The organism is Agrobacterium sp. DSM 25558 (genome assembly GCF_900100825.1).
Lineage (GTDB): Bacteria > Pseudomonadota > Alphaproteobacteria > Rhizobiales > Rhizobiaceae > Agrobacterium.
Genome location: NZ_FMUD01000012.1, coordinates 116423 through 141917 on the forward strand (window position 1 = coordinate 116423; position 25495 = coordinate 141917).

General features: G+C 57.1%; 19 protein-coding genes. 12 read left to right on the plus strand and 7 right to left on the minus strand.

Annotated elements, in window-relative coordinates:
* The first annotated feature begins 53 nt into the window (after positions 1-53).
* The 11 genes from tssC to DSM25558_RS12650 all read left to right on the plus strand — a co-directional run bounded on the left by tssC (position 54) and on the right by DSM25558_RS12650 (position 15452).
* Positions 54-1448, plus strand: coding sequence for a type VI secretion system contractile sheath large subunit (gene tssC, locus DSM25558_RS12600; protein WP_077105108.1), 1395 nt, complete (start codon positions 54-56; stop codon positions 1446-1448).
* Entirely contained in the window at positions 1445-2269 is an 825-nt protein-coding gene (locus DSM25558_RS12605) for a type VI secretion system accessory protein TagJ (RefSeq protein WP_077105109.1), read from the plus strand. Before tssC ends, DSM25558_RS12605 begins: the two co-directional genes overlap by 4 nt.
* Complete coding sequence (gene tssE / locus DSM25558_RS12610) at positions 2262-2771, plus strand: type VI secretion system baseplate subunit TssE (RefSeq protein WP_077105110.1); 510 nt, start codon at positions 2262-2264, stop codon at positions 2769-2771. Before DSM25558_RS12605 ends, tssE begins: the two co-directional genes overlap by 8 nt.
* A complete protein-coding gene (tssF, locus tag DSM25558_RS12615) occupies positions 2764-4548 on the plus strand; it encodes a type VI secretion system baseplate subunit TssF (protein WP_077105111.1) in 1785 nt (594 codons plus the stop codon). Before tssE ends, tssF begins: the two co-directional genes overlap by 8 nt.
* 9 nt (positions 4549-4557) lie before the next feature.
* Complete coding sequence (gene tssG, locus DSM25558_RS12620) at positions 4558-5562, plus strand: type VI secretion system baseplate subunit TssG (RefSeq protein ID WP_077105112.1); 1005 nt, start codon at positions 4558-4560, stop codon at positions 5560-5562.
* A 10-nt stretch (positions 5563-5572) separates the two neighbouring features.
* Positions 5573-6769: an FHA domain-containing protein gene (locus tag DSM25558_RS12625; protein WP_077105113.1), complete on the plus strand. Its 1197-nt coding sequence runs from the start codon at positions 5573-5575 to the stop codon at positions 6767-6769.
* Entirely contained in the window at positions 6759-8099 is a 1341-nt protein-coding gene (gene tssK / locus DSM25558_RS12630) for a type VI secretion system baseplate subunit TssK (RefSeq protein ID WP_077105114.1), read from the plus strand. Before DSM25558_RS12625 ends, tssK begins: the two co-directional genes overlap by 11 nt.
* Entirely contained in the window at positions 8096-9607 is a 1512-nt protein-coding gene (tssL, locus tag DSM25558_RS12635; protein ID WP_077105115.1) for a type VI secretion system protein TssL, long form, read from the plus strand. Before tssK ends, tssL begins: the two co-directional genes overlap by 4 nt.
* Positions 9604-13095: a type VI secretion system membrane subunit TssM gene (gene tssM / locus DSM25558_RS12640; RefSeq protein ID WP_077105116.1), complete on the plus strand. Its 3492-nt coding sequence runs from the start codon at positions 9604-9606 to the stop codon at positions 13093-13095. The genes tssL and tssM overlap by 4 nt, the downstream gene beginning before the upstream one ends.
* 82 nt (positions 13096-13177) lie before the next feature.
* Positions 13178-14605 (plus strand): type VI secretion system-associated protein TagF, encoded by a 1428-nt coding sequence (tagF, locus tag DSM25558_RS12645; protein ID WP_077105117.1) that lies wholly within the window; start codon positions 13178-13180, stop codon positions 14603-14605.
* Positions 14592-15452 carry a protein kinase domain-containing protein gene (locus DSM25558_RS12650; protein WP_153366547.1) on the plus strand — a complete coding sequence of 287 codons (861 nt, stop codon included), beginning with the start codon at positions 14592-14594 and terminating at the stop codon, positions 15450-15452. Before tagF ends, DSM25558_RS12650 begins: the two co-directional genes overlap by 14 nt.
* A 38-nt stretch (positions 15453-15490) precedes the next feature.
* Here DSM25558_RS12650 and DSM25558_RS12655 read toward each other — a convergent pair whose 3' ends face one another.
* The 7 genes from DSM25558_RS12655 to DSM25558_RS12685 all read right to left on the minus strand — a co-directional run bounded on the left by DSM25558_RS12655 (position 15491) and on the right by DSM25558_RS12685 (position 25207).
* On the minus strand, positions 15491-16627 hold the full coding sequence (locus tag DSM25558_RS12655; RefSeq protein ID WP_077105119.1) for a polysaccharide biosynthesis/export family protein: 1137 nt from the start codon (positions 16625-16627) through the stop codon (positions 15491-15493).
* A gap of 242 nt (positions 16628-16869) precedes the next feature.
* Entirely contained in the window at positions 16870-19203 is a 2334-nt protein-coding gene (locus DSM25558_RS12660; RefSeq protein ID WP_077105120.1) for a bifunctional diguanylate cyclase/phosphodiesterase, read from the minus strand.
* 167 nt (positions 19204-19370) lie between these two features.
* Positions 19371-19673 (minus strand): hypothetical protein, encoded by a 303-nt coding sequence (locus DSM25558_RS12665; protein WP_371479907.1) that lies wholly within the window; start codon positions 19671-19673, stop codon positions 19371-19373.
* Positions 19674-19833: 160 nt separating this feature from the next.
* Positions 19834-21444, minus strand: coding sequence for an ABC transporter ATP-binding protein (locus DSM25558_RS12670; protein ID WP_077105121.1), 1611 nt, complete (start codon positions 21442-21444; stop codon positions 19834-19836).
* 1 nt (position 21445) lies between these two features.
* Positions 21446-22576 (minus strand): ABC transporter permease, encoded by a 1131-nt coding sequence (locus tag DSM25558_RS12675; protein ID WP_077105122.1) that lies wholly within the window; start codon positions 22574-22576, stop codon positions 21446-21448.
* Positions 22569-23492 (minus strand): oligopeptide ABC transporter permease OppB, encoded by a 924-nt coding sequence (oppB, locus tag DSM25558_RS12680; RefSeq protein WP_077105123.1) that lies wholly within the window; start codon positions 23490-23492, stop codon positions 22569-22571. The genes DSM25558_RS12675 and oppB overlap by 8 nt, the downstream gene beginning before the upstream one ends.
* Positions 23493-23641: 149 nt before the next feature.
* On the minus strand, positions 23642-25207 hold the full coding sequence (locus DSM25558_RS12685; protein WP_077105124.1) for a peptide ABC transporter substrate-binding protein: 1566 nt from the start codon (positions 25205-25207) through the stop codon (positions 23642-23644).
* 66 nt (positions 25208-25273) lie between these two features.
* On the opposite strand from DSM25558_RS12685, the gene DSM25558_RS12690 reads away from it, so the two are divergent.
* Positions 25274-25495, plus strand: a 222-nt coding sequence (locus tag DSM25558_RS12690; protein WP_143240089.1) for a transposase, incomplete at its 3' end; no start/stop codon positions are given.

The window sequence follows — 25495 nt, forward strand, 5'->3', positions numbered from 1 at the left end:
ATGGAGGGGCAGCAATGCCCCTCACCCATCGCATACCCGCCCGGAGCCCATTCATGACGCACAGGTCCGTTTCGGACATACGCAGTCAGGCCGACCAGCTCATCGCCCTTATCGATGACGCTCTCAACGGCCAAGTGAACGCCATCTTGCACCACCCTGAATTTCAGGCGATGGAGGCAAGATGGCGCGGGCTTGCCATGGTAGTGCGCGAAGCCAGCCGCTGCCCGGAAGTGAAAATCAAGCTTCTGAACGCCAGCTGGCGGGAGCTGGCGCGCAGCATGGAGCGGGCAACGGATTTCGACCAGAGCCATCTGTTCGAGATCATTTACAACAGAGAATTCGGCATGCCTGGCGGTGAACCGGTGGGGCTTCTGGTGGGAGACTATACGTTCTCTCCCGAGGATTTCGAGGGCATCGATTCCATTACGACCTTGTCGCAAATCGGCATGGTCGCCGCCGCAGCATTCTGCCCATTCATAGCCGCAGCGGCCCCTTCTGCCGTAGGCTTGGAAGATTTCTCCGAGCTGAGCCGCGTTCATGATTTCTCATGGCTGAAACAAGAGAAGACCCGCCTTCGCTGGAATGCACTTCGTGCCCGCGACGACAGCCGTTTCGTGGGGCTGGTCGCGCCACGTATTCTGCTGCGCTCGCCCCACAAACCATACTCGCGTCGTCGCGAAGACCCGTTTCCATTTCGCGAACACATCGCGGAAAATGGTGAGACGCTGCTGTGGGGCAATGCAGCTTTTGCTTTCGCGTCTGTCGTGGTGCGCAATTTCACGGACTCCGGCTGGTTCGCCGATATCAGAGGCGTGACGCAGGACGAGGTGGACGGCGGCATGTTGTCCCACTCTCAACTGCCTCCGCTCGATCTTGGCATCGAGAGCAATGGCCTATCGGCACAGCCGCCCGTGGAAATGCAGCTGACGATGGGACAGGAACAGCAGTTCTCCGATCTCGGCATCGTACCGGTGTCGACCACCTATCTTTCCAGCATGGCGATTTTCAACGCCAACCAGTCGCTCCACGCGCCCGGTCATTATTCCAAGGAAAGCGCGCGGCAGAACGCAAGGCTTGCGGCGATGCTGCAATATGTACTCTGCGCTTCGCGGTTCTCACATTACCTCAAAGTCATCATGCGCGATGACATCGGCCAGTTGAGCGATGCCATAACCATCGAGCGAAAGCTGGAAAACTGGCTGTCGTCCTACACTCTGGGCAATGACGATGCGGAGGCATCGTTGCGCACACGCTATCCCTTGCGCTCCGCCGGTATCAGCGTTTTCGAAATTCCCGGAAAACCGGGCAGCTTTTCCTGCACCGTCCGTCTCCAGCCGCATTTCCAGCTGGATGATGTTTCCACCAGTTTCCACCTCATTGCCGAAACGACCACGCATACGGCGTCAATCGCCCGGTCCCCGGCTGAGCCACAAAGGATACCCGCATGACATTGCGCGACGATATCTCCCGCCTGCTTGATGCAGACCAACTTGATGAAGCCATCATCAAGGCCAAGGACCACGTCAAGACTGCCCCTTCGGACAAGGAAGGCCGCAACCTGTACATCGATCTGCTGATCCTTGCCGGAGAGTACGAAAAGGCCGATGCGCAGTGCAATCTGGCAGCCACATTCGCACCCCAGGATGCGGTAGGGTTTTCGCTGTTCCGTCACCATCTGCGTGCCATGGCGGCGCGCGTAGCATGGTTTGAAACCGGTGCGGTGCCTGATTTCACCCATGGCCCGTCCGAACTGGACCAACTCGCCATCAAAGCCAACATTGCCGCACGCGACGGCAAGGCGGATGAGGCAACGCAGGCGCTTTTGGAACTGGACGAGAAGCGTGCCGAAACCTCCATCCTTCTGAATGACAGCAAGGCTGGCGATATCCGTGATCTCGACGACCGTATTCCGCACGCGCTGGAGGTTTTGACCAACGGCGGTAAATATTTGTGGATCGATTTCAGCCGGATCGACACGCTGGTCATCGAGCCCATGACGCGCCCGCGTGATCTGGCGTTCCGCTCGGCAGAGATCACCCTATTGGATGGTGCCATCGCATCGGTGTTGCTGCCAGCGGTCTATTATGGTGCGGACAAGACGACGCCGTTGCTGCTGGGTCGCGAAACCCTGTGGAACGACGATGGCCCTCTGGTGACGGGGCGTGGCCAGCGCTGCCTGTTGATCGGTGACGATCTGGTGCCGTTCCACGAAATTTCCAGCCTCTCGGCGGATGCGGGTACCGAAGAAAGGCAGACTGCGCGTGGTTGATCCTCTGGAGCAATATCGCCCAAAGCAAAGAACTCTTGCCCGCTCGGTGCTGGACCGATTGCTGGACGATGCGCCGGATATGGAAAACGACCCGCCTGCGAGCCTGTCAGATCAGGTCCGTGAGATGCGCGAAGTCATTCGCCGTGATCTTGAATCCCTGCTCAACACACGACGCAATCCTGCCGGGCCGCCAGCAGATTTCAAAGAGTTGACGGATGCTCTTGTCAGCTATGGCGTGGACGGCATTCTCGCCGCCAATCTCGTAACAGACGCCTCCAAGGCAAAGCTCGCCCAGACGATAGAGCGGCGGATATCCATGTTCGAGACACGCCTTGCCGATGTGCGCGTATCGATCATGAAGAACCGGATGGATGGCGACAGGGCGTTGCGTATGCGCATTCAGGCGACGTTCCGTCTGCATGAAGGCATGCCGCCAATCAGCTTCGAATCCAAGATAGACCCATCGACCCAACGCTTTTTGGTGGAGGCAAGCAATGGCTGATGGCTTTCTCGAAAAATACAATGACGAGCTCTTTGCGCTGAGAAAACGCGCGTCCCGTTTTGCGGCGGCGTTCCCGAAGATCGCAGGCCGGTTACGGATGACGGGCGAGGTCGCCGACGACCCCCATGTCGAGCGGCTGATACAGAGCTTTGCATACTCCGCAGCGCGCGTGCGCCAGAAGCTGGATGACGAGTTCCCGGAGCTCTCCGATAGCCTGCTGGAAACGCTCTATCCGCATTATCTCGCACCGCTGCCATCCATGAGCGTCGTTCATTTTGCCCCCAGCCCGGCACTGACGACGGTACAGGCGCTGCCACGGCACAGCGAAATTCTGGCTGAGCCTATCGGCGGCGAAAGCTGCAAATTCCGCACTACGCAAGATATTGACATCGTCCCTTTGGAGATTACGGCAGCGTCACTTGTCAGCCAGCCCATCGACGCGCCTTTTTTCGCGTCATCGGCGGGCGCTGCAAGTTGCCTGAAACTGTCATTGCGCACCACCTCACCTCGTCCCGCAACATTTCGCGAGATAGGACTGACATCGTTACAGATATTCATTTCATCGGCATGGCAGCAGGCGACGGCGCTCTATGAACTTCTGGCGAACCATTGCGTCGGGATATCGCTTGCTCAGCATTCCGAAGACCGCAATGCCATCTTCTTATCCGCGGCCAATCTCAAACCCTCAGGCTTTGCCCGAGATCAGGCGATGCTGCCCTACCCCGCCAACAGCTTCGACGGATACCGGCTGCTGACGGAGTTCTTCGCGCTGCCGCAGAAGTTTCTGTTTCTGGATATCGAAGGCCTCGACCAATGGAGCGGTGGAGATTGCGAGCTTTACATCTACCTCGACGCCGCAGAAACGCGGCTTGAGCGTATGGTTTCCGCCAAGGATTTCGTGCTTAACGCATCGCCCGTCATCAACCTGTTCAAGCAAAGCTGCGAGCCCTTGAGCCTCGATGGCACACGGACGGAATATCGCCTGCTGCCCGACGCCCGGCGTCAGAGGACGCGGGAAATCTACGGCGTCGAAGATGTGGAACTGACGAGCCGCACAGGCCAGATCGAAAAGACGTCGCCATTCTTCGGTCGCACGCAAAGAAGCAATGGATCCAACTTATTTTGGCAAAGCTATCGCCGCTTCGACGATGATGACGGCTCGTCCGATACCGACATCGCTTTTGTCGATCAGCAGCGTGGGCCGCTGGGTCCGCTTGATGTCGTGGCCAGCGTCAGCACGCTGTGCATCAATCGAGAACTGCCCAGCCAATTGCCATTCGGCGGCGGGCATCCTTTCCTGCAACTCGCAGCAGGAAATGAGGCGGTTAATTCCGTTCATGCGTTGATGCCGCCAACAGCAGCCGTTCGAATGAATGAGCGTTCTGCGCGCGAATGGCGGCTGGTCTCGCATCTTCTCCTCAACCATCTGTCGCTGTTCGACAATGGCGGCGCCCCGCTGAAGGACATTCTCTCCCTTTATGCCTTCAGAGATACGCCAGAGACCCGCCAACTGGTGGAGGCCATCACTTCGGTCGAAGCGCGCAACTCACATGCCAGAATTGGCTCAGCGATGGTGCCGGGGACAGACATCACCCTAGAGTTCGACCCTGCCTTGATAGACCGAGCCGCAGCGTTCGTATTCGCGAGCGTGCTGAACCATTTCTTCGGCCTCTACACCTCGATCAACAGCTTTACCCGCCTGACCGCAACCATGCGCGGCCAATCCGAACCTCTTGCCCGGTGGCCTGCCCGTGCGGCAGACCGCCCGTTGCTATAGGAGTTCGCGATGCAGCCTCAAGCCATCGACATGCGTGAAAGACAGGCAGAACTGCTGGCAAACGATCCCGGCAGCTTCGATCCTGCGACAGCATTTCGTGTAGCGCAGCATCTTGTCCAGCAGGATGAATTGACCATTGGTTCTCACAACGGCGCGCGCCCGACGCCCGTTGCGATCAGCGGCTACCGCAGCAAGAATGGCAAAGCGGAACTGCGCTCCGCATTCGCACCTATCATCGGTCCGCTTGGTTCATTGCCGCCGAGTTATAGTGAATTGCAGCAGCGCGAAGAACGCAATCGTTCCAAGGCGTTGACCAGCTTCTTCAATCTGTTCGCGGCTCGCTTCAGCGAACTTTTCGTCTCTGCGACAGAAAAATACCGGCTGGCGCGCGAACTGCGCTGGACCCCGAACCCTGAAAACAACGCCTTTCGCAAAACACTGCTTTCGCTGACCGGCTTCGGCACTACGGGTCTCAGCGCGAAGGTGGGCGTCAAGGAAGACGTATTGCTGCGTTTCAGCGGTTTGCTGGCAAATCGCAACCGCAACGCAACGGCCCTGACGTCGATGCTACGTGAATTCACAGGGCTCGATGTCACCATCGAGCAATTTCGCAGACGCTGGGTGCCACTTCCGCTGCACGAGCAAAGCAGGATGGGGCAGCCCGGCGGTTTGCGGCTTGGGCAAAACGTCACGGCTGGAAGTGCCATCGAAGATTTCAGCGGCGGCTTCCGCATAGTCCTTGGCCCTGTCGGCTATGCGGATTATCTGGCTTTGACACCCGGCTCGAAGCGGCTTGCGGAAATCTTCGCCGTCACACGGCTTTTTGTCGGCAGTGCTTTCGAGTTCGACATTCAAGTCATTTTGAAAAAAGAGGACGTACCTTTCTGCCAGCTGGGTCAGGCAGATGCACCGGCACGGCTGGGGTGGAACAGCTGGGCCCGCCTTGCCCCAGCGGCAAAAGACAGCACCGACGCAATCGTAACCGAGCGCGAAGGCTCGGCACTTTCAGCGTGAGGATGACATCATGAAACTTGTTCTGAAAGAAAAGCAGGTTAACGGAAGTGCAAAGCCCACCCTGTGGAGCTTCGAGCAGGGCAGACGCGTGATAGGACGTTCCACCGATTGCGACTGGCAGGTCAATGACGATGCGCGCCGGGTTTCCAAGCAGCATTGTACGCTGAGCTGCGACCGCGAGGGGTTTTCCATCACCGACCAGAGCGCAAACGGCACGCAGGTCGATGGTCGTCTCTTGCTGGAAGGCGAAACCGTTCGTCTGCAAAATGGCTCACAGATCGGCATCGGCGGACAGACATTCGACGTCATCATCAGCGGCGAGGCTGAACTGGAATATGGTGATCCCGAAAGTTCGCTGCGCGTAAGCGACGAGCATATGACGATATCGGCCATTCTGGCGGACATCGCGCCAAATGGTCGCTCGGCACGCGGTGTTATTACCGGTGGTGCCTCCAATGATGACTGGCCGGACACGGCACCGGACCTCACCGGTAAGAAAACCAAGTCCATTTCCCGCAATGTCGAGGTGGGCTGGAACGCCCCGCCCTCGACTGCCGGTGTCGGTGCTGTCTTGCCCAATGACTGGAACGAAGAGCCGGTGGAAAGCTCCAAGCACGAGCACACCGATGCAATGAACATTCCGGTGCTGGTCTCCCGACCAAAAAAGAAAGCACCTGTCGAGGATTTCGACGCGGTCTTCATGGGTGGGGACGACGAGGAGACGGAGATTGAGCCGACAGCCGCAGCTGTGCCTGTCACGAGCGACCCTATCGATGACCTTCTGGTTCAGATGGAAAAGGAAAGCGCCGAATGTCTTTCCATCCTCGACATCGACCAGACGGCCATCGGCGCTGAGACCCATGAGACATCGCCACGGGCACGGCTTGAAGGCCTTATTCGCCAGCAACGGCTGCTGGCATCGTCTCTGGAAATCCTGATCCGAACCTGCACGCAAAAGCTCGAGCCGCGATTGATCGAAGCCAAGGCCGACGCCCAAAACGACTGGCGCGACAAGATTGCACGCAAGGAATGGCGGGCTCTGATCCAGAGGACCGATTACTGGTCCACTTTCAAAAAGAACTTCGAAGAAGATGGCCGTCAAATGCCGGTCAGAGAGTTTCTTCAGCGCGCAGCACGGGGCGAGGCTGCGCCTGATGAAGCGCTTCAACCAAATACCAAGGGGGTAAGCAGACAAAATGAGGCATGAAAACCGGGTTGCCTGGAGCGAGGGCATGTTTCTTCGCGTTCAACATTTTCAACAATCGGACCGCTGGACGGAGCGATTGGTCCGCAATACCACGCGCAACCTTTCGCCCTATCCCTGGGGTGTTGCGGAAATCGGCATTGATCGAAGCGCATTGGCTATCGGCCAGTTTGCGCTTTCGAACCTGCGAGGCATATTGCCCGATGGAACGCCATTCGAAGCGCCTGAAGATTCCGACCTACCCCCGCCGCTGGATCTGGATGAAGGCGTCAAGAATGCAATCGTCTATCTAGCTCTTCCAGCCCGTCAGCCCGGCAAGGCAGATATGTCCAGCGGTGCCAAGGCCGATAGCAATAGCGTGCGCGTTGTGGCCACCACATACGAAGTATCAGATGCCAATGTGGACACGGATTTCATAGCTCCCATCGATGTCGGACGCTTAAGCCTCAAATTCCTCAAAACCGGCGACGATCTTTCTGGCTATGATCTGATCGGGCTGGCGCGGGTCATCGAGGTGCGCTCCGACCGCGCGGTCATTCTCGATCCGGATTTCATTCCGCCGATCCTCAACTGCGCAGCCTCATCGCGCCTCTCTGAATTGCTGACGGAACTCCTCGGTATCGTCCGGCACCGGGCTCAGGCGATCTCCGAGCGCATCGGTGATCCGACTATCCGTGGCACAGCAGAAGTGGGCGATTATTTCCTGCTGCAAATTCTCAATCGCGCCGATCCGCTGCTGGCTCACCTTTCCGCCAATGCCACGCGGTTTCACCCCATCCGGTTTTACGAGGACTGCATTCAACTGGCCGGGGAACTCGCCACATTTACGACGGATAAAAAGCGCGCGACGGATTTTCCGCCCTATCGCCATGATGATCTCAAGGCGAGCTTTGCAGCCGTGTTCGATGATCTGCGAACGTCGCTTTCCGCCGTTCTGGAACAGGCGGCTGTTGCCATCGAACTGGTGGAGCGCAGACACGGTGTGCGTGTCGGCACAATTCACGACCGGACGCTGCTGCGCGACTCCGGCTTCGTTCTGGCCGTGCGCGCCGATATGTCCGCCGAAGATATTCGCCGCAAGCTGCCAGCACAAATCAAGGTTGGCCCGGTGGAGCGTATTTCCGAACTGGTCAACGTTGCGCTGCCGGGCATTCCCGTGCGCTCGCTGCCGGTGCTTCCGCGCCAGCTCCCTTATCGCTCCGGCACGATTTATTTCGAGATCGATACCAAGTCACCTCTTTGGAAGCAGCTTGAAACCTCTGGCGCCATCGCGCTGCATCTCGCGGGCGAATTTCCCGGCCTTGAGATGGAAATGTGGGCATTACGCGAATGAGCAACGACAAGCCCTCCTCATGGCAGGATTTGCCGACGGTGGTTGAGATCACCGACGAAAGCCGACTTCGAAACAAAAACGCTCGCAACATGGCGGCCATTCTCGATGACATCATCGAGACAGACGTCGTGCCAGCCCGCGCGGGACGCAGCGACAATTCGCTACCGATCGACGCGCTGCTGTCCAATTTTCGTTTCGGCGGCGAAGAGGTGCCGACACTGGTGCAGTCGGCAGCGCCTCTGCTGAACCTCGCGCATGTGTTGCGCTTCAGCGATGCCGAGCCGGACCCGGAGCATCTACGGCGCGCCTGCATGGAAGCCATCACGCGATACGAGCGCGACCTGGGTTCCGCCCGTATCAGCCCAGAACGCGCCAGAGCCGCGCATTACGTGGTCTGCGCGACCGTGGACGATGTCATCTTGAGCAAACCCTGGGGCGTGCGCGCCGGCTGGGCCCGCTCCGGCCTCGTCTCCACTTTCCACAATGATGTCACCGGCGGTGATCGCGTATTCGATATTCTCGACCATTTCCACCAGTCGCCGGGTGCCAACAAAGATCTTCTCCTGCTGCTCTATCTCTGCCTTTCGCTTGCATTCGAAGGCCGCACACGCGTTTCCGCCAAGGGCGCACTGGAGCTTTCGCGCATCCGCGACAGCCTTTATAAAACACTGATCGGCCAATATGGCGTATTCGAGCGTGAGTTGTCTCCGCACTGGCAGGGCGTCGAGGCCCGACACACGCCGTTGCGCACCATGGCGGCGCTTTGGACCCTGCTGTCCCTGATCGCACTGGCCTTTGCATTCGGCTACCTGTTCTTCACCCTGTCTTTGAACAGCGCCTCCGATACCACATTTGAGCGGCTGGCATCGTTACCTCCCACCGACACGCCGAGTGTGCTAATCACAACGCCGCCCGCCCCACCGGAAACTCCGCCGGTCAAAGCCGAAGAGCCGAAAATGGAGCCACCAAGGATCGTCGAGCCGCCGAAACCGACGCGGCTGGATAATCTGATGGCGTTCCTCCAGCCGGAAGTTCAGAAAAATCTGGTGACGCTCGCAAATGTGAACGGCCGTCCTCGCGTGCGTATCAACAATTCCGGTCTGTTCAATGTCGGCAGCGCCGATGTCAGCCCGCAATTCCGCGATCTCATCCAGCGTATTGGCGGCGCACTTGCTGCCGACAAATTCCGAGCGGTGGTTATCGGCTATACGGACAATGTGCCGATAAAGACCATCCAGTTCCCGTCGAACTGGCATCTTTCGGAAGCCCGGGCGAAGGCGGTGGGCGATATTCTCTCCACCTTCACCGGCCCCGAAGCCATCCTGACCGAGGGCCGCGCCGACAGCGATCCAATTGCCGATAACAATACGGCGGAAGGTCGGGAGAAGAACCGCAGAACAGAGATCATGGTGCTGACCAATCCCGGCGAGCAACTCAGCGAAGCGGGCATTCTTTCCCCCGCGATAACAACGACAACCGGACAGCAACCAGGTGAGGCCCAGCAATGAATCCGCTGAGTTATTTTTATACGATCCGGTCATATGTCGATAGCTACGCGGCCCTCATCGGCAGGCGGTTCATTTCGTTGCTGTGGGCGGTCGCACTTTGCGTCGTCATCTGGTTTTACGGATATCTGGTCGCCTTCGGTACGTTCAAACCTTTCGGCACGACGCAGGCGCGCCTGATTGCCATCGGCATCATATTGCTGATCTGGGTGGTCTATATCGTCATTACGGCCTACCGCGCCCGCAAGCAGGACAAGGAACTTGTCGATAGCATCGAGCAGGAAGCGCTGAACAACCGAAATGCCGAAGTCGGCGAGATACAAACCCGGCTGAAAGAAGCGCTTGCACTCTTGCGCCGCGTCACAAAGAAGCGGTTCGGCTATATCTACGATCTGCCCTGGTATGTGATCTTCGGCGCTCCCGGTTCCGGTAAAACCACGGCACTTACCAATTCCGGCCTGCAATTTCCTCTGGGTGATGCGCTTGGCGAAAGTGCCGTGAAGGGCATTGGAGGAACGCGAAACTGCAATTGGTGGTTCACCGATGAGGCGATTCTCATCGATACCGCAGGCCGATACACGACACAGGACGACCTCGACGGCTCGTCCAAGGCAGGCTGGGAAGGCTTTCTCAACCTTCTGCGGCGCTATCGTCGCTCCCAGCCGATCAACGGTGCGCTCGTAACCCTGTCCATCCACGACCTTTTGACGCGTGACCCGGAAGAGCAACGTCAGGAGCTTCGCTCCATCCGCCAGAGGCTATCGGAACTGGACGAATATCTACACGCCCGCGTGCCTGTTTATGTCGTGCTGACAAAGGCCGACCTTCTGGATGGCTTCATCGAGTTTTTCGATGGCTTCAACAAAACGGATCGTCATCAGGTCTGGGGTACGACATTTAAGCTGGACGAAAGCTATTCCGCACAGGATCTGCCGCAGCGTTTTCTCGAAGAATTCGAGCTGTTGCAACAGCGTGTCGACGCGATGCTGATCGAGCGTTTGCAGCAGGAACAGAATGCCGAAATACGGGGGCGCATCTTCCGCTTCCCAGCAGAGCTGTCCAAGCTCAAGGACCGCTTGCATGAAGCATTGAGCGAGCTGTGCGCGAGCTCGCCGCTGATCGAAGCGCCGTTGCTTCGTGGCGTGTACTTTGCGTCCGGTACGCAAGCGGAAGCGGGCACGACTGCCCCGCGCGCCCACCGCAGCTACTTCCTGGTGCGTCTGTTCAAGGAGGTCATTTTTCCGGAAGCGGCGCTCGTCATGCGTGACAAACGCCTGTCCGGCAGGCAGCTTCTGGTCCGGCGCATAGCGTATGGCTTGTCCGTGGCTGTGGTCGCAATCGTCTTTACCGGCTGGATCCTGACCTATTTCTCCAACACGCAGGCGCTGGCTGAAGCGGACCGTAAACTGAATGCTTACCAGCAGCTGGTTCAGGGCATTCAAGTCCGAAACGTATCGGACGCAGACTTCCTGCGCATTCTGCCGGCTCTCGATAACCTGCGCGAAGTCAATTCCGGCTTTGCGAAAGATCGCGTGTGGAATGTTGGTTTCGGTCTTGATCAGGAAGAGAAAATCGCTGGTCGACAGCGCGATGCCTATCAGCGGGCGTTGAACGCACTGCTCCTGCCGCGCATGATCGTGCAATTACAAAAGCAGCTTCAAGACGAAAGCGATGTCACGCGCACGTTCAATTCGCTCAAGCTCTACGGCATGCTTGGGGGTCTGGGTAACCTTGATCGCGATTTCATGACCGTGCAATCAAGGGACATGTTCGCATCTCTCTATCCCGGGGATGGCAGGGCAGCAGCCCGTGACGCCCTTAATCGTCATGCTCGCGCCTTGGCCGGCGGTGTTCTGGCCCCGATCGAACTCGATGCCAGACTGATTTCCAAGGCGCGGGATACTATCCGTGGCCAGGCAATCGGTGCGCGTGCCTATGATATTCTCGCTGGCCTTCCGCAAGCACGCGAGCTTCCGAACTGGAGCCCGTCTGCTGCTTTCGGCCCACTTGGCGAACGTGCCGTGGAGCGTGAGAGCAAGGCACCGCTGGTGGATGGGATCGAGGGGCTGTTTACCGCCAATGGCTATCGCGCCGTCGTCATCCCACAGGTCTCCTATGCCTCTCGCGTCGCGCTGTCTGAAGCCTGGGTGCGTGGTTCGGATGATGCAATTCGTGGTGCGACCGTGGAAACCGTGGCGCAGGCCGCTCTCCAGATATATTTCGACCGCTTTGAAAAACGCTGGAACGACCTTCTGACCGATGTCCGTATCAAGCCCTCGCAGAGCCTTGGTGATGCGGTGGAAACGACGCGTATTCTGGCAAATGATCGTAACATCATCATCGAAGCCGCCAAGTCCATCGCCGATGCCACCGACTTGCGTCCCAATGCGGGCGCGAGCTTGACAACGTTGGCATCGACCGCCGACGGTGACAACACGGCAGCGATCCTGTCAGCAACCGTCGATGCGTCTGATCCATACGCACGACTTCGCGAAATGCTAGCGGCGAAGGGGTCTGGTTCATCCGAACAGGCAAACAGCAACGGCGCGAATGGTAGCATGGAAGCAGGTTCCCCATCGGAACAGCTACTTGCCGATATCAAGGCTTTGCACGAGCAACTGGCACGCTCCTCGACCACATCCGACGAGATCGCGCGGGTGTTCGATGTCGATAGCCAGTTGACGAAAGCCAATCAGGATCTGTTACAGGAGGCGCGCCAGCTTCCGGCACCGCTTGACGTTTGGGTTGCCGGACTTGCGGCCGACGTCGGTTCGCTGGCGGTGAAATCCGCGCGTGGCCGAATTGCAGACCTCTGGGCGGCGGAGGGAGCATCGCTTTGCTCTTCCATCGTTTCCGGGCGCTATCCATTTGATCGGGCATCTCCGAGAGATGTTGCAATGGCTGATTTCACCCGACTTTTCGGACCGAAGGGCACCTTCCAGACGTTCTTCAAGCAGCGCATGGAACCTTTCGTCGACAAGACGACAAATCCATGGGGCTGGAAGGGCACGTTTGGCGCAACCGGCATACCCAGTGATGCCATTGCGCAATTCGAGAATGCCGACAAAATCTTACGCGCGTTCTTTCCCAATGGAAGCGAAGTGCCGGCTGTTTCCATCAATGTGAAGCCGGTGTCGCTAACGGACGCATCCAGTGCCGTCATGCTGGAAATCGAAGGCGAACGAGTGGTGTATTATCACGGCCCGGTGCAGGCGAAATCCATAACCTGGCCGTCGGAAAGCAATTCCGCCAACCTTTCGCGCATCGCTTTCCAGCCAGGCGGCTGGCAGCAGGCGAAAACAGAAAACGGCGACTGGTCGCCATTCCGCCTGTTCGATGATGCTAAAATCGATAATCAGGCAGGCGATTTGTTAAGAGCTAGGTTTGAAAATAGTGGCCAGGTAGCAGAGTTCGATATTCAATTCGGTTCGGTGCTCAATCCGTTCAGACTGGATGCGCTTGCGAACTTCACCTGCCCGGCTCAATTCTGAGTGACAGATCAATGTCGCGTTTAACGGAGGGGATGATGACAACGAAAATGCACCGGGACCGCAGAGCCGCCTTGTCTGACTGATGGCGAAGCAAGTCAGTACCCCCGTCAAAGCCGCAGTCGAAAGCGATCGGATCGGCTTTTTCGGGAAGATTCAGAGCCACGGGGATTTCATTTCCGAGGGTATGGACCGCGATCTCATCGGCGCTCTTGACGGCTGGATTCAAGCCGGCATGCACGCCTGTGCCGATGTTTTTGCGTCGCGTTGGAATTCCGTGTTTTCAGCATCCCCTCCCTTGCGCTTCATAACCGAGCGCGGAATTTGGGGCCGCAACGCCTATGCGGGTGTACTCCTGCCCAGCCGTGACAGGGTTGGCCGTAAATATCCACTGGTCGTGCTGGCGCAACTGGCACACTTCAACCAGCACCCAAGGACGCTCTATCTTGATGATACATGGTTCATGGCCGCCGAAGCGGTAGCTGAAACCTCCATGACATCAGAATTCGACATGCAGCGTTTTACGACGTCGGTCAAACGATTGCGCATGCCCAAACCAAAGGGCGAGGATGAAGACGTACAGTTTTCGACCCGTTCAGGCGAACCCATAAGCCTGTGGTGGTACATCGATGCTGACACCCGCCGTGCCCGCGGAATGAAATTCGAAGGCAAGCCGGCGGCGACGGATTTCGTGCGGCTCTTTCGTGATCAGACATCGACAGATGAAGGCGATGCACCGTCGAGCCCGAAGCCCGCTCAAAAGGTCGCTGCCGACATCAAGCCCGCAGCCCAGCCAAAGCCTGCTGCCGCGCCGAAACCACCGCCGCAAGAGGCCCCCGCCGCTCCGCTCATCTACAGTTACGCCACCCATCCGGGAACACGCCTCAGCGTCAATGCGGATGCACTGTTCGTGTCCAAGAGCCCTGCTCTCTTCGCGATTGCCGATGGTGTGGGAGACGGCAATGCAGCGGTTGAGGCTGCACGGCTGACGACGAATGCGTTGACCGACGTTGCCAGCAACGATCAGGCCGAATTTGTCACTCAGGATATCAAAGGCAAACTCGGAACGGTCAACAGCCTGCTGCTTTCGCGCCAGTTCGGGACGGACGCGCAAAGGCCGATGGCGAGCGTCGTTGTGGCATCTTTGGTCGAGAAGACGCTGACCGTCTTATGGTCGGGCGATGCGCGCGCCTATCTGCTGCGTGATGGCACCATGCACATGTTGTCGCGCGATCATGTCATCGTCGGCATGAAAAAGCAGCTGTCACAATGCCTGGGCCTTTCCCAGCAATTCCGCCCCGATGCCTTTGGCGAAGAATGGGGCTTATATGACCGCCTATTGCTATGCAGTTTCCCGCTGATGCAGGCGTTGAGAGAGCGCGTCGTTGCGGAAATTCTGCAGGAAACGCCGATCAACGATTGCGCCAACGCGCTGGTGCAGGAAGCACTGATCGAAAACATCCGGGACAATATCAGCGCCATCGTGATCGGAAATCGGCTTGAGCAACGCTAACGATGTTGCCAAGCATTTTGCCGATTTGTTGGCTGCGATACGACAGTCTGAAAGACCTGATGACGTCATAGATCGTATTCGTGACGCGCTCGATCGCAAGGCGTCCGCATTGTCTCAGCAAAATCCTGTTTTCATCGAGAACAGTTTCACGCTCGAGGCCGTGGCCTATGAGACGGAAAGCACGCAGATTTTGCAGGTAACACATCGCGACCTGCGCACATCATTCGCTCTTAAGACGGTCCCGGAGAAAGCGCGTGATGACGCGTTTCTTGTTCAGAACCTGCGAAGAGAAGCCGAAATAGGCCTTTCCATGCGCCATCCATGCCTTCACGAAGTGTCCGCACTTCTACGGTTGCCTGATGGACGGCCCGGTCTCTTGCAACCGTGGACACCTGTGTCACTCGCGTCTGTGCTAACAGACGGGACACTGACGCGAGATGAGATCAGCACTGTTTTGGACCGGGTTCTTGGGGCTGTCGCCGCTCTCCATGCCAAGGATTATGTCCATGGCGATATCACGGCTGCAAACATCCTGCTCCCTGATGGAAATCTGGAAAAGGCGAGGCTCGCGGATTTCAGCATCACGCTAAAAACCGGCGAACACTACAGCATGCATGGTATCGACTATGCAGGTTCGCCGGAATTTTCGCCAGCGGAGCAAATGGCTGGCTCGGCTGCAGCACATCCGCTTTATGACATTTATTCAGTCGGTAAGCTTGCGCAGCGACTGCTGAGTGCCACGGGTTCAGACGAACATGAAAAGCTGGTCAGATTTGCGCAGCTATGCACCGCGGAGGACGCATCGAAGCGCCCTCAATCTGCTGAAGACGCGGCTCTTTTTCTCTAGGCGGAAGCGGCGCTATGTGAACGTCGCCTCATTCGATATCAGTTGGAACCGCCAGGCTGAGGCGCAGCGGCCGTTGGCACGCTCTTCTGGAAAACAGTCAACAGCTTTGCCGAATCCACCAGCGGTGCGTTGCTTGCATAGAGAACATCGCCCTTTTGCATTTGGAAGAGCTGCATCAAGGCGATGCTGGACGCATCGCGCATATTGACGTGGTAGATCACCGGCTTCATGGTCGGTACGAAAGCCACCGGATCCTTGGAGCCGGACGGCGATTTCGTCGGTACGTTAACGACCTCGTTGCGGAAGACGTAGACATTGCGGGCGTCAGCGCGATCATCCAGCAGACCGCCGGAACGACCAACGGCCTGGGCGAGTGTCATCTTGCCGGTTTCGAATTGGAATTCGCCAGCGCTCTTGAATGCGCCAAGTGCGGTGAAGCTCGACGCATCACCATCGATCATGATCTGGTCGTCAGGCGACAAGCGAATATTCTGGCGATCCTCGCGCATGATACGGTCGAGAGACGCGCTGGCGCGCTGTGTGCCACGCACAACGGTCACCTGCGCAGCACCCGGCGCTACAGTCGGGCCGCCAGACTGGTTGATCGCATCGAGAACCCGTTCCTGGCGGGCAGTCAAGGCAAGCTTGCCGGGCGTCTTGACAGCGCCACTCAGCATAACCGCACTTGTCGGCTTATCCACAACCGTAACAACCGCTTGAGGATTGACCGCAGAGCCCTTGAGACCGGTCACGACCTGCGACTGCAAGCCCTCCGGCGTCGAGTCGATCACGCGCTTTTTGCCGATAAAGGGCAGATTGACGCTGCCACCTTGATCAACCGTGAAGCGTCCAAGATTGAGCGTCTTGCTCTGAGTGGACGAGAAAAGTCCATCTTCGCCGGTATCAAGTACAGTGATGTCGATAACGTCGCCGCGACGCAGGCGTTGTGCGTTATAGCCAGTATTACGCAGAGCAGTGAGACCCGGACCGGTCGAACTTTCAATCAAAGACGAAGACATTGGCGTGGCTGGCGCGTTAGCCAACTCTATAACGCGGATTTTTTCATTGGTGTGGGGAAGCGTTGCTGACCTGATATTGCCAGCAGTCGGACCGTCGGAGGGCTTCGCACAACCGCTCAACAAAGCCAAAAGCAGTACCGACACGACCTTCTTCATTCCATTTCCCCGCAATAGAATCACCTACACGCAGGAATAGCATCAAGCCGTCAACTGGCAATAACTTTGAAGCTGAAAATTGAAAAACATGCGCGCTGTAACACAGCCTCTGTGTCCATTTGGCAACCAGTGACGTTACGTGATGCGTTGAATTTTTCTATGCCCATGCGATGAAGGCGTCAACTGTTGCCGACTGACGAGCTATGCCCTTATTATCCCGTCAGCATATTGTATTCTCCCGCTCAATCCACAATCGCCTTTTGCGTCTTTCTTTGGCGAGACGGAGCTTTCCCTGGCTTGCCAAACAGATAGCCTTGCGCCTGGGCACAGCCCTCATCGACAACCATTCGGTATTGGCTGTCCGTCTCGATGCCTTCAGCCGTTACCGGCAGGTCGAGGCTGCGACCGAGGCCGATGATGGCGCGCACAATGGAATGAGCATTTTCATCCTGCTTCATGGCGGCAATGAAGCTGCGGTCGATCTTGATCTTGTCGAACGGGAAGCTGCGCAGATTGCTGAGCGAAGAATATCCGGTTCCGAAATCGTCCATGACGATGGTGACGCCAAGTCCCTTGAGCTGGCGCATGGTGGAAAGCGTTATGGCCCGGTCTTTCAAGAGCGCCGCTTCCGTCATCTCAAGCTCGAGACGCAGGGGCGACAGCCCGGTTTTCTCAAGCGTCGAGCAAATCGTGTAAGCGAGATTTGCCAGAGAGAACTGGACCGGTGAGACATTGACCGCCACCTTGATATGCGGTTCCCAGCGCATGGCAGCGGAGCATGCTTCATGCAATATCCACTCCCCAAGCGAGATGATGATGCCACTTTCCTCGGCAATCGGAATGAAGACGTCCGGTGGTACCGCGCCCCGTGTCGGGTGTTGCCAACGCACCAACGCTTCGTAACTCGCCACTTCACCATTTTCCACCGAATGGACCGGCTGGTAGAGAAGCTCCAACTCGTTACGGCTGATCGCCTGGCGCAAATCCGATTCCAGCCGCCGGCGCTCTTTGGTCTCCTGATCCATCGCCGGGTCATAAAACGCGACGATGCCACGACCGTTCATCTTGGCGCGGTAAAGTGCCATATCCGCCGCGTGCATCAGGGTTTCGTTGTCATTTCCGTTGGCCGGAAATGTTGCGATACCGATGGTGACGCCCACTGCCGTGGGATCACTGACGCAATCCATCTCACGCCGAAACGTCGATAGAATATGCTCGCCGAGATCGCGCGCGTCTTCGCTTGTGGTGCTGAAGGCGGTCAGAATAAGGAACTCGTCTCCGCCCAATCGTGCCACGAGGTCACCCGGCCGGGCAGCCTGTTGCAATATACGCGCAACGTCCTTGAGAACACGATCCCCTTCCGCATGACCGAAGAGATCGTTCACCGCTTTGAACCTGTCGAGATCCAGCGCCAGAAGAGCGAACTCATCATCGTTCTGAGCAACCGCAATATGATTTCTGAGCCGCTCCTGAAAAAGCGTCCGGTTGGCGAGGCCGGTCAGAACATCGTGGCGTGCCAGATATTCGATCTCACGCTGTGCACGGCGCTTTTCCGTCAGGTCGCGAACCGCCATCACCTCGCAGGGACGTCCGCGATATTCAATCGTCGTGACAGCCAATTCAAATGTCCGCGATCGATCGCCACGGTTCGGAACCGCCTCGACCGCTCCGTTGCGGGGCAGGTGGGCGGCGATCCCGTCATCCGCATGCATCAGTTCCTCGGCGTTTTCACCAATGATAGCCGCTTCGGTGGAACCGAACAGTTTCGCGAAGCGACTGTTGACCTCCACGATACGGCCATCCCGCACAACAGCAAGCCCATCCAGTGTCGCGCCCACCAGGCCTTTGAGATCCACCAGATGGCGATCAATGAGGGCTGCAACACCTGTGGCGGCGAGAATGAGGAACGTCACCCCACTGATCGCGACCATCATGAACAACCGATCCAGCCCCTCTATCTGCGGCCCTGGCATTCCGGGGTTGGGAATGAGGATTGTGGAAGACATGGCGGTGAAATGAAGGACGAGCACGCCAAGGATCGACGCGCTGGCGGATAGAACGACCCGCTTCCAACCGCGAAAGCTTTTGAAAAAAACAAAAGAGAGCGCAAACAGACCGAAAGCAACGACCGCGCCCACGAGGATCGGCGCTATCCGATATTCGATCGTGGCGGCGACTTGCATGCCGCCCATGCCAAAGAAATGCATTGCAGCGACGGTGAGCGTTATGATGCCGCCGGCCGACAGTGCGCCAGCGGTTTTACGCCACAAAAATTGCATGCTCAGCCAGAAGCCGAATACCGCGACAACTGCGGAAAAGGCCGTAAACGGAAAGTCGAAACCAATCGGAACACTGCCCTGATAGGCCAACATGGCGATGAAGTGTGTCGCCCATACGCTCAAACCAGAGGCCAATGCGGCAACCAGTATCCAATAGGGCCGGCGTCTTACCGGGCTCTCTTCCGCACGAAGCAACAGATGATAGAAGGATAGCATTCCAAGAAGCGCAATCACGCCAGCAAGCACGACGATCCGTCGATCATGTTGCAAAGCAACACATTCTAGTACAGCGAACACTGGGCCAATACCCCCAATAATGAAGCAACCGACTATGTGTATTAGTACAGTTAAATTTAGAAATTACTAATCCAAATTGTAGTAGATGGCTCCTACGCAAAGAAACCCGCGCAAGGCGGGTTTCGGTAGGTGAAAAATTTTGAAGTATGCACGCTTTAGATGCAGACTTAGATTTCAGGGCAACCACGTTCATTCGCGAATGTGATGGTGTCCTGACCACGTCGTGTAAAGCCTTCCACGACAACGCGGCGGGGTGTAACGCGAACGATTTCAGGGTCACGAAGGCCGGATGCGCGTGCGGCTGCACGGGCTTCGCGCTCGCCACATCCGCGGCCACGGGGCGGAGGTCCACGGCGGTCCATGTCTCGGTCACGGTCTCGAATGACCGGACGCACGCCATCACGGCCAATCCGCAGTTCCATGTCCTGCGCATGGGCAGGTGCAGTCATAACGAAACTAGACGCTGCCATCGTAATGGCCACGCCAGCAATCTGGATCACCTTGAACACATTTTCCTCCTGGGTGCCTTGCGTTGGCACACGTCAATTTCACGAGGTAATAACGCAGATGTGAGTTGCTTGTTCCTTGGCACCAAAAAGGAAACGCCCGACCGCTAGGCCGGGCGCTCCATTATGCTGCAACATCAGCTGTAAATGCGGACTTGATGAGCGTTTTCGTGTAGTCCGCCGTTGGACTATTGAAGATGGCGTCGGTTTCACCCTCTTCAACGATCTTTCCATCTTTCATCACGATGACATAATCCGAGATCGCCTTGATCACGGACAAGTCGTGGCTGATGAAGATGTAGGAAAGACCGTGGGCTTTCTGAAGATCGCGCAACAGATCGATCACCTGCCCCTGAACCGAACGGTCGAGTGCCGATGTCGGCTCATCCAGAATGACCACATCAGGCTTGAGGATGATGGCACGCGCGATGGCGATACGCTGACGCTGCCCGCCGGAGAACTCGTGCGGGTAACGGTTACGCGCCGCAGGGTCGAGGCCGACTTCAGTCAGCGCCTCGATGGCGCGCTTATCCCGCTCCGCCCGGCTGAGGTCCGGCGCATGCACGTAAAGCCCCTCAGTGATGATTTCCCCCACCGTCTGGCGGGGCGACAAGGAACCATAAGGATCTTGAAACACCAGCTGAAGCTGGCGGCGCATCGGCCGCATGGCCTTTCTATCGAGACCGGATATTTCCTTCTTGCCGAAGAAAAGCCGTCCGGTCGATGGCGTCAGCCGCAGCAGCGCCCGTCCCAGCGTGGATTTGCCCGAGCCGGATTCTCCGACGATGCCGATGGTCTGGCCTTGGCGCAGATTGACATTGACGCCATCCACTGCGCGGAAAGCGCTGGCCTTGGTGAACAGGCCACCTGGTATCTGATAATCCACTGTCACGTTCTGGCCAGCCAGCACCACCGGCGCTTCCGGGCCGACCTGCGGTTTGTGACCACTTGGTTCGGCATCCAGCAACATCTTCGTATAATCCGCTTGCGGGCGTTCGAAGATGTCCTGCGTGGTGCCTGTCTCAACGATCTCGCCACGGCGCATGACTGCGACGCGATCGGCAAAATGCCTTACGACACCCAGATCATGGGTTATGAGAACGACGGCCATGCCAAAGCGTTTTTGCAAGGATTTGAGCAGGTCTAGAATTTGCGCCTGAATGGTCACATCGAGTGCCGTTGTCGGCTCGTCCGCAATCAGCAAATCCGGCTCATTAGCAAGCGCCATGGCAATCATCACACGCTGACGCTGACCACCCGAGAGTTCGTGCGGATAACTATCGATACGACGCTTGGGGTCGGGGATGCCAACCAGTTGCAACAGTTCCAGAACGCGCGCCCGTGCTTCACTGCGGCTGCCGCCTCGATGATACAGAATCGGTTCCGCAATCTGCTTGCCGATCGTATAGAGCGGGTCGAGCGAGGTCATCGGCTCCTGAAAGATCATGGTGATCTTCGCACCCCTGATATCGTTCAGCTCGTTGACCGGCAGGCCGATCAACTCACGGCCCCGGTATTTTGCCGACCCTTCGACCTGGCCGTTACCGGCAAGCAGACCCATGATACCCATCATCGTCTGGCTCTTGCCGGAACCGGATTCACCGACGACGGCTAAGGTTTCACCCTGCTTTACATCCAGATCGATGCCTTTGACGGCGCTCACCGTCCCATCGGGTGTCGCAAAGTTCACCTTCAGGCCGCGAACATTGAGTATGGTTTCAGATGTCGTATTCATATCAACGATCCTTGGGATCGAGCGCATCACGCAACCCGTCGCCCACGAAGTTCAGAGAAAACAGCGTCATCACGAAGAAGATCGCCGGGAATATCAGCAGCCACGGGGCCGACTGCATATTGCTGGCACCTTCGGAAATCAGCGCGCCCCAACTGGTCAACGGCGCTTGCACACCCAAACCGAGGAAGGAGAGGAAGCTTTCTAGAAGGATGACCTTCGGCACCACAACGGTCACGAAAACAACGACCGGGCCGATGGTGTTGGGAATGATGTGACGGCGGATAATCTGCCAGTCGGTCAATCCCAGAGCCTGTGCGGCACCGACGAACTCCCGCCGTTTCAGCGCCAGTGTCTGGCCACGCACGATGCGCGCCATATCCAGCCATTCCACTGCCCCGATAACGAGGAAAATAAGAATGAAACTTCGCCCGAAGAAAACGACGAGCACGACAACGAGAAACACGAAGGGAAGCGAATAGAGAATTTCCACGAAACGCATCATGGCGTTATCGACACGCCCGCCGATATAGCCGGCCGTCGCGCCATAAACGACACCGATCCCAAGTGAGACAAGGCTTGCCAGCACGCCAACGGCAATCGATATCTGCCCACCCAGCATGATGCGCACGAGAAGATCGCGACCATTGCTATCGGTGCCGAAGAAGAAATATTCGCGGTTCACATCGCCGGTAAGTTTCAAGGTGCGGCCATCGTCTTCGGTGGCCACGACCTTCGTATTTTCGAACTCGTTAGCGCGGTCGAAATAACGCGTTGTGCGCGGATCGACCGCCGTTGCCGATGTCACGGTTGCGGTGAAAGTCTGGCCTTCAACGGCAAACTCCTTCAAGTCGACACGCGCGCGACCTGCAATGCCCTCCATGACGCTCTGAAGGTTCGTCACATCTGGACGCGCTTCCAAGCTCGGTGGCACGGAGACGTAGGACGAGAACACCTGATCATAGGTGTGGCTGACAAAATGCGGTCCAAGAAACGAGAACAGCGTGATCAGCACGAGCATGACCGCTCCGGCCATGGCGGCTGTGTTTCGTCGAAACCGCATTGTTGCGAGCTGGAAGAGGCTTCGGCTTTTCACCGAAGGGGAAACGGCTGTTATGCCGGGGATATCAGTCATGTCTGACCCTCGGATCAAGAAGGCCGTAAAGAATATCGACCACCAGATTGAAAACAATGACGAAGAGCGCGATGAGAACCACGGTTCCCATAACCAGCGTATAGTCACGATTGATGGCACCCAGCACGAAGTAACGCCCGACACCGGGAATGGTGAAGATCGTTTCGATCACAGCCGAGCCGGTGAGAAGCGCGGCCGCGCAGGGTGCGAGATAGGACACGACCGGCAGCATCGCAGCGCGCATGGCATGAACGATGACCACGGTGCGTCCCGGCAGACCATAGGCCTTGGCGGTGCGAATATGGTCCATGCGCAGCGCCTCGATCATAGAGCCACGCGTCAACCGCGCAATGACGGCAAGCTGCGGCAAAGCCAGCGCAATCATCGGCAAAAGAAGATAGCGCAGCGATCCATCACCCCAGCTTCCGGCAGGCAGAAGACCAAGCAGAACGGCGAAAACCAGTGTCAGCACGGGAGCCACAACGAAGTTGGGTACGGTGACACCAACAGTCGAAAAGGACATGAGAGAAAAATCGAACAGGCTGTTCTGCCGCAAAGCTGCGAAGGTACCGGCCAGTACGCCACCGATCAATGCCAGTAGTAGCGCGTAAAAGCCAAGTTCCAGCGAATAAGGCAGACCCTTGCCGATCAATTGGGCAACGGTGTTGTCCTTGTAGATGTAGCTAGGTCCGAAGTCGCCAGTCACGGCGTTTTTCATGTAGATCAGATACTGACGCCACAATGGTTCGTCCAGATGATAGGTTCTCATCAGGTTTTCCATTGTCTGCGGTGGCAGTGGACGCTCAAGATTGAACGGACCGCCGGGTGCAAACCGCATCAGAAAAAAAGAAATCGTGACGACGATAAACAATGTCGGCACGGCGCTCGCCAAACGGCGCAGAATAAAAGAAATCATAGAATTTAGGCTCCGGGCATGGCACGGCGGCTAGGGCGGAATGCGATCTTATGGTCGCGCGACCGCCTTCACCCATTCCTACAGCATGTCGCGCAAAAGCCCTAAGGCATTCGCGCGACATGTTTTCAGAACCACCGTGGCAGCACTGCTTATTCGGAAACGCTCAGGAAGCGGCTGAGATGTTCATTGGCCGCATTGTCCTGCCAGCCCTTGATGCGGTTGGAAACCAGCCAAAGGTCTGCCTGCGTCAGGAACGGCGCAATTGCCTGCTCCTTCATAAGGATTGCTTCTGCTTCGTGCAGAATCTTGGAACGGGCTGCTTCGTCCTGTTCGTCGTAGGACTTCTTCATCAACGCATCGAATTCGGGATTGTTGAATTTCGAGTAGTTGAAGGTTTTGTTGGACGAAACAGACAGTGCGAGGAAGTTTTCTGCATCCGCATAGTCGGCAACCCAGCCAGCACGGGCAACGTTGAACTTGCCGCCTTCCTGCAGGTATCCGTAGTGCGACGCAACGTCGAGGTTTACCAGCGATACGTTTGCACCAAACGTGGTCTTCCACATATCGGCAACAGCCGTAGCGACGCGCTCATGGTTGGGATTGGTATTGTAGCGGATTTCGATAGACAGCGGCTTGCCACCGTCACCATAACCGGCTTCTTTCATGAGCTTGAGTGCTTCGTCTTCACGATCCAGCTGGGAAAGCGTGGCGAAATCAGCCTTGGAAGGCTCACCGTAGCTGCCCATGCCCGGCGGAACGATGGAATATGCCGGAACCTGAGAACCGTTGTAGATTTCCTTGGCAAGGAAATCACGATCGACAGCCATGGAGAGCGCGCGGCGAACGCGAACGTCGTTGTAGGGCGCTTCACGCGTGTCGAATGTGTAGTAGTAGGTCGCCAGTGTCGGGGACACGTGAACCTGCTCACCATAGGACTTGCGCAAACGCTCCAGCTGATCTGCCGAGAAGTTGTAAGCGAGGTCCATTTCCTTCGCTTCGAAACGGCGAACGGACGCGGCCTGATCGTCGATCGGGTAGAAGATGACCTTATCGATTTTGGTGTTTGCAGCATCCCAGAAGTTTGGATTCTTGACGACCGTCAGGCTGTCATTGGGAACATGGGCCTCAAGCTTATAGGCACCGTTCGAAACCATGACGCCGGGTTTGACGAAGTCCTTACCGTTCTTTTCAACGCTCGCCTTCGAGACGGGAAGTGCAGTCTGGTGCGCGAGTAATTCCAGGAAGAACGGTGTCGGGCGCTCAAGTGTGACTTCCAGCGTCTTGGCATCCACAGCCTTTACGCCGAGCTCTTCAACCTTAGCTTCGCCCTTGTTGACCTTTTCTGCGTTCTTGATCGGATACAGAATGTTCGCATATTTTGCGGCGGTCTTCGGGTCTTCGACGCGCTGATAGGAGAATACGAAGTCCTCAGCCGTTACAGGCGTACCATCAGACCATTTTGCGTTTTCGCGCAGCTTGAATGTGTAAACCGTGCCGTCATCAGACAAAGTCCAGCTTTCGGCTGCGCCGGGAACGATCTTGCCGGCTGCATCGTAAATAGTAAGACCTTCATAAAGGTCCTTCACAATAAAGGCTTCAATATTGATCGAGGTCTGAGCCTGATCGAGAGTTTGTGGTTCACCGGAATTACCGCGATGAAGAACGGTTTCCGCAAGAGCTGAACTGGCGCCAATCAGAAGCGAGCCTAGGCTCAGGACCCATTAAAGCTCTTGCGATGTGCCCCTTGTTTTGATTCACTAAGATCAAAAGGAGACACTGCCATGAGTGACCTGATGCTTTTGTCGGATGCACAGATGCGCCGGATCGAACCTTTCTTCCCGCTGTCACATGGCGTGCCGCGTGTCGATGACCGCTTGGTATTGAGCGGCATCATCTTCGTCCTGCGCAATGGTTTGCGGTGGCGCGACGTGCCGCGTGAATACGGGCCGCATAAGACCATCTATAATCGTTTCATTCGCTGGAGCCGGCTCGGCGTCTTCAAC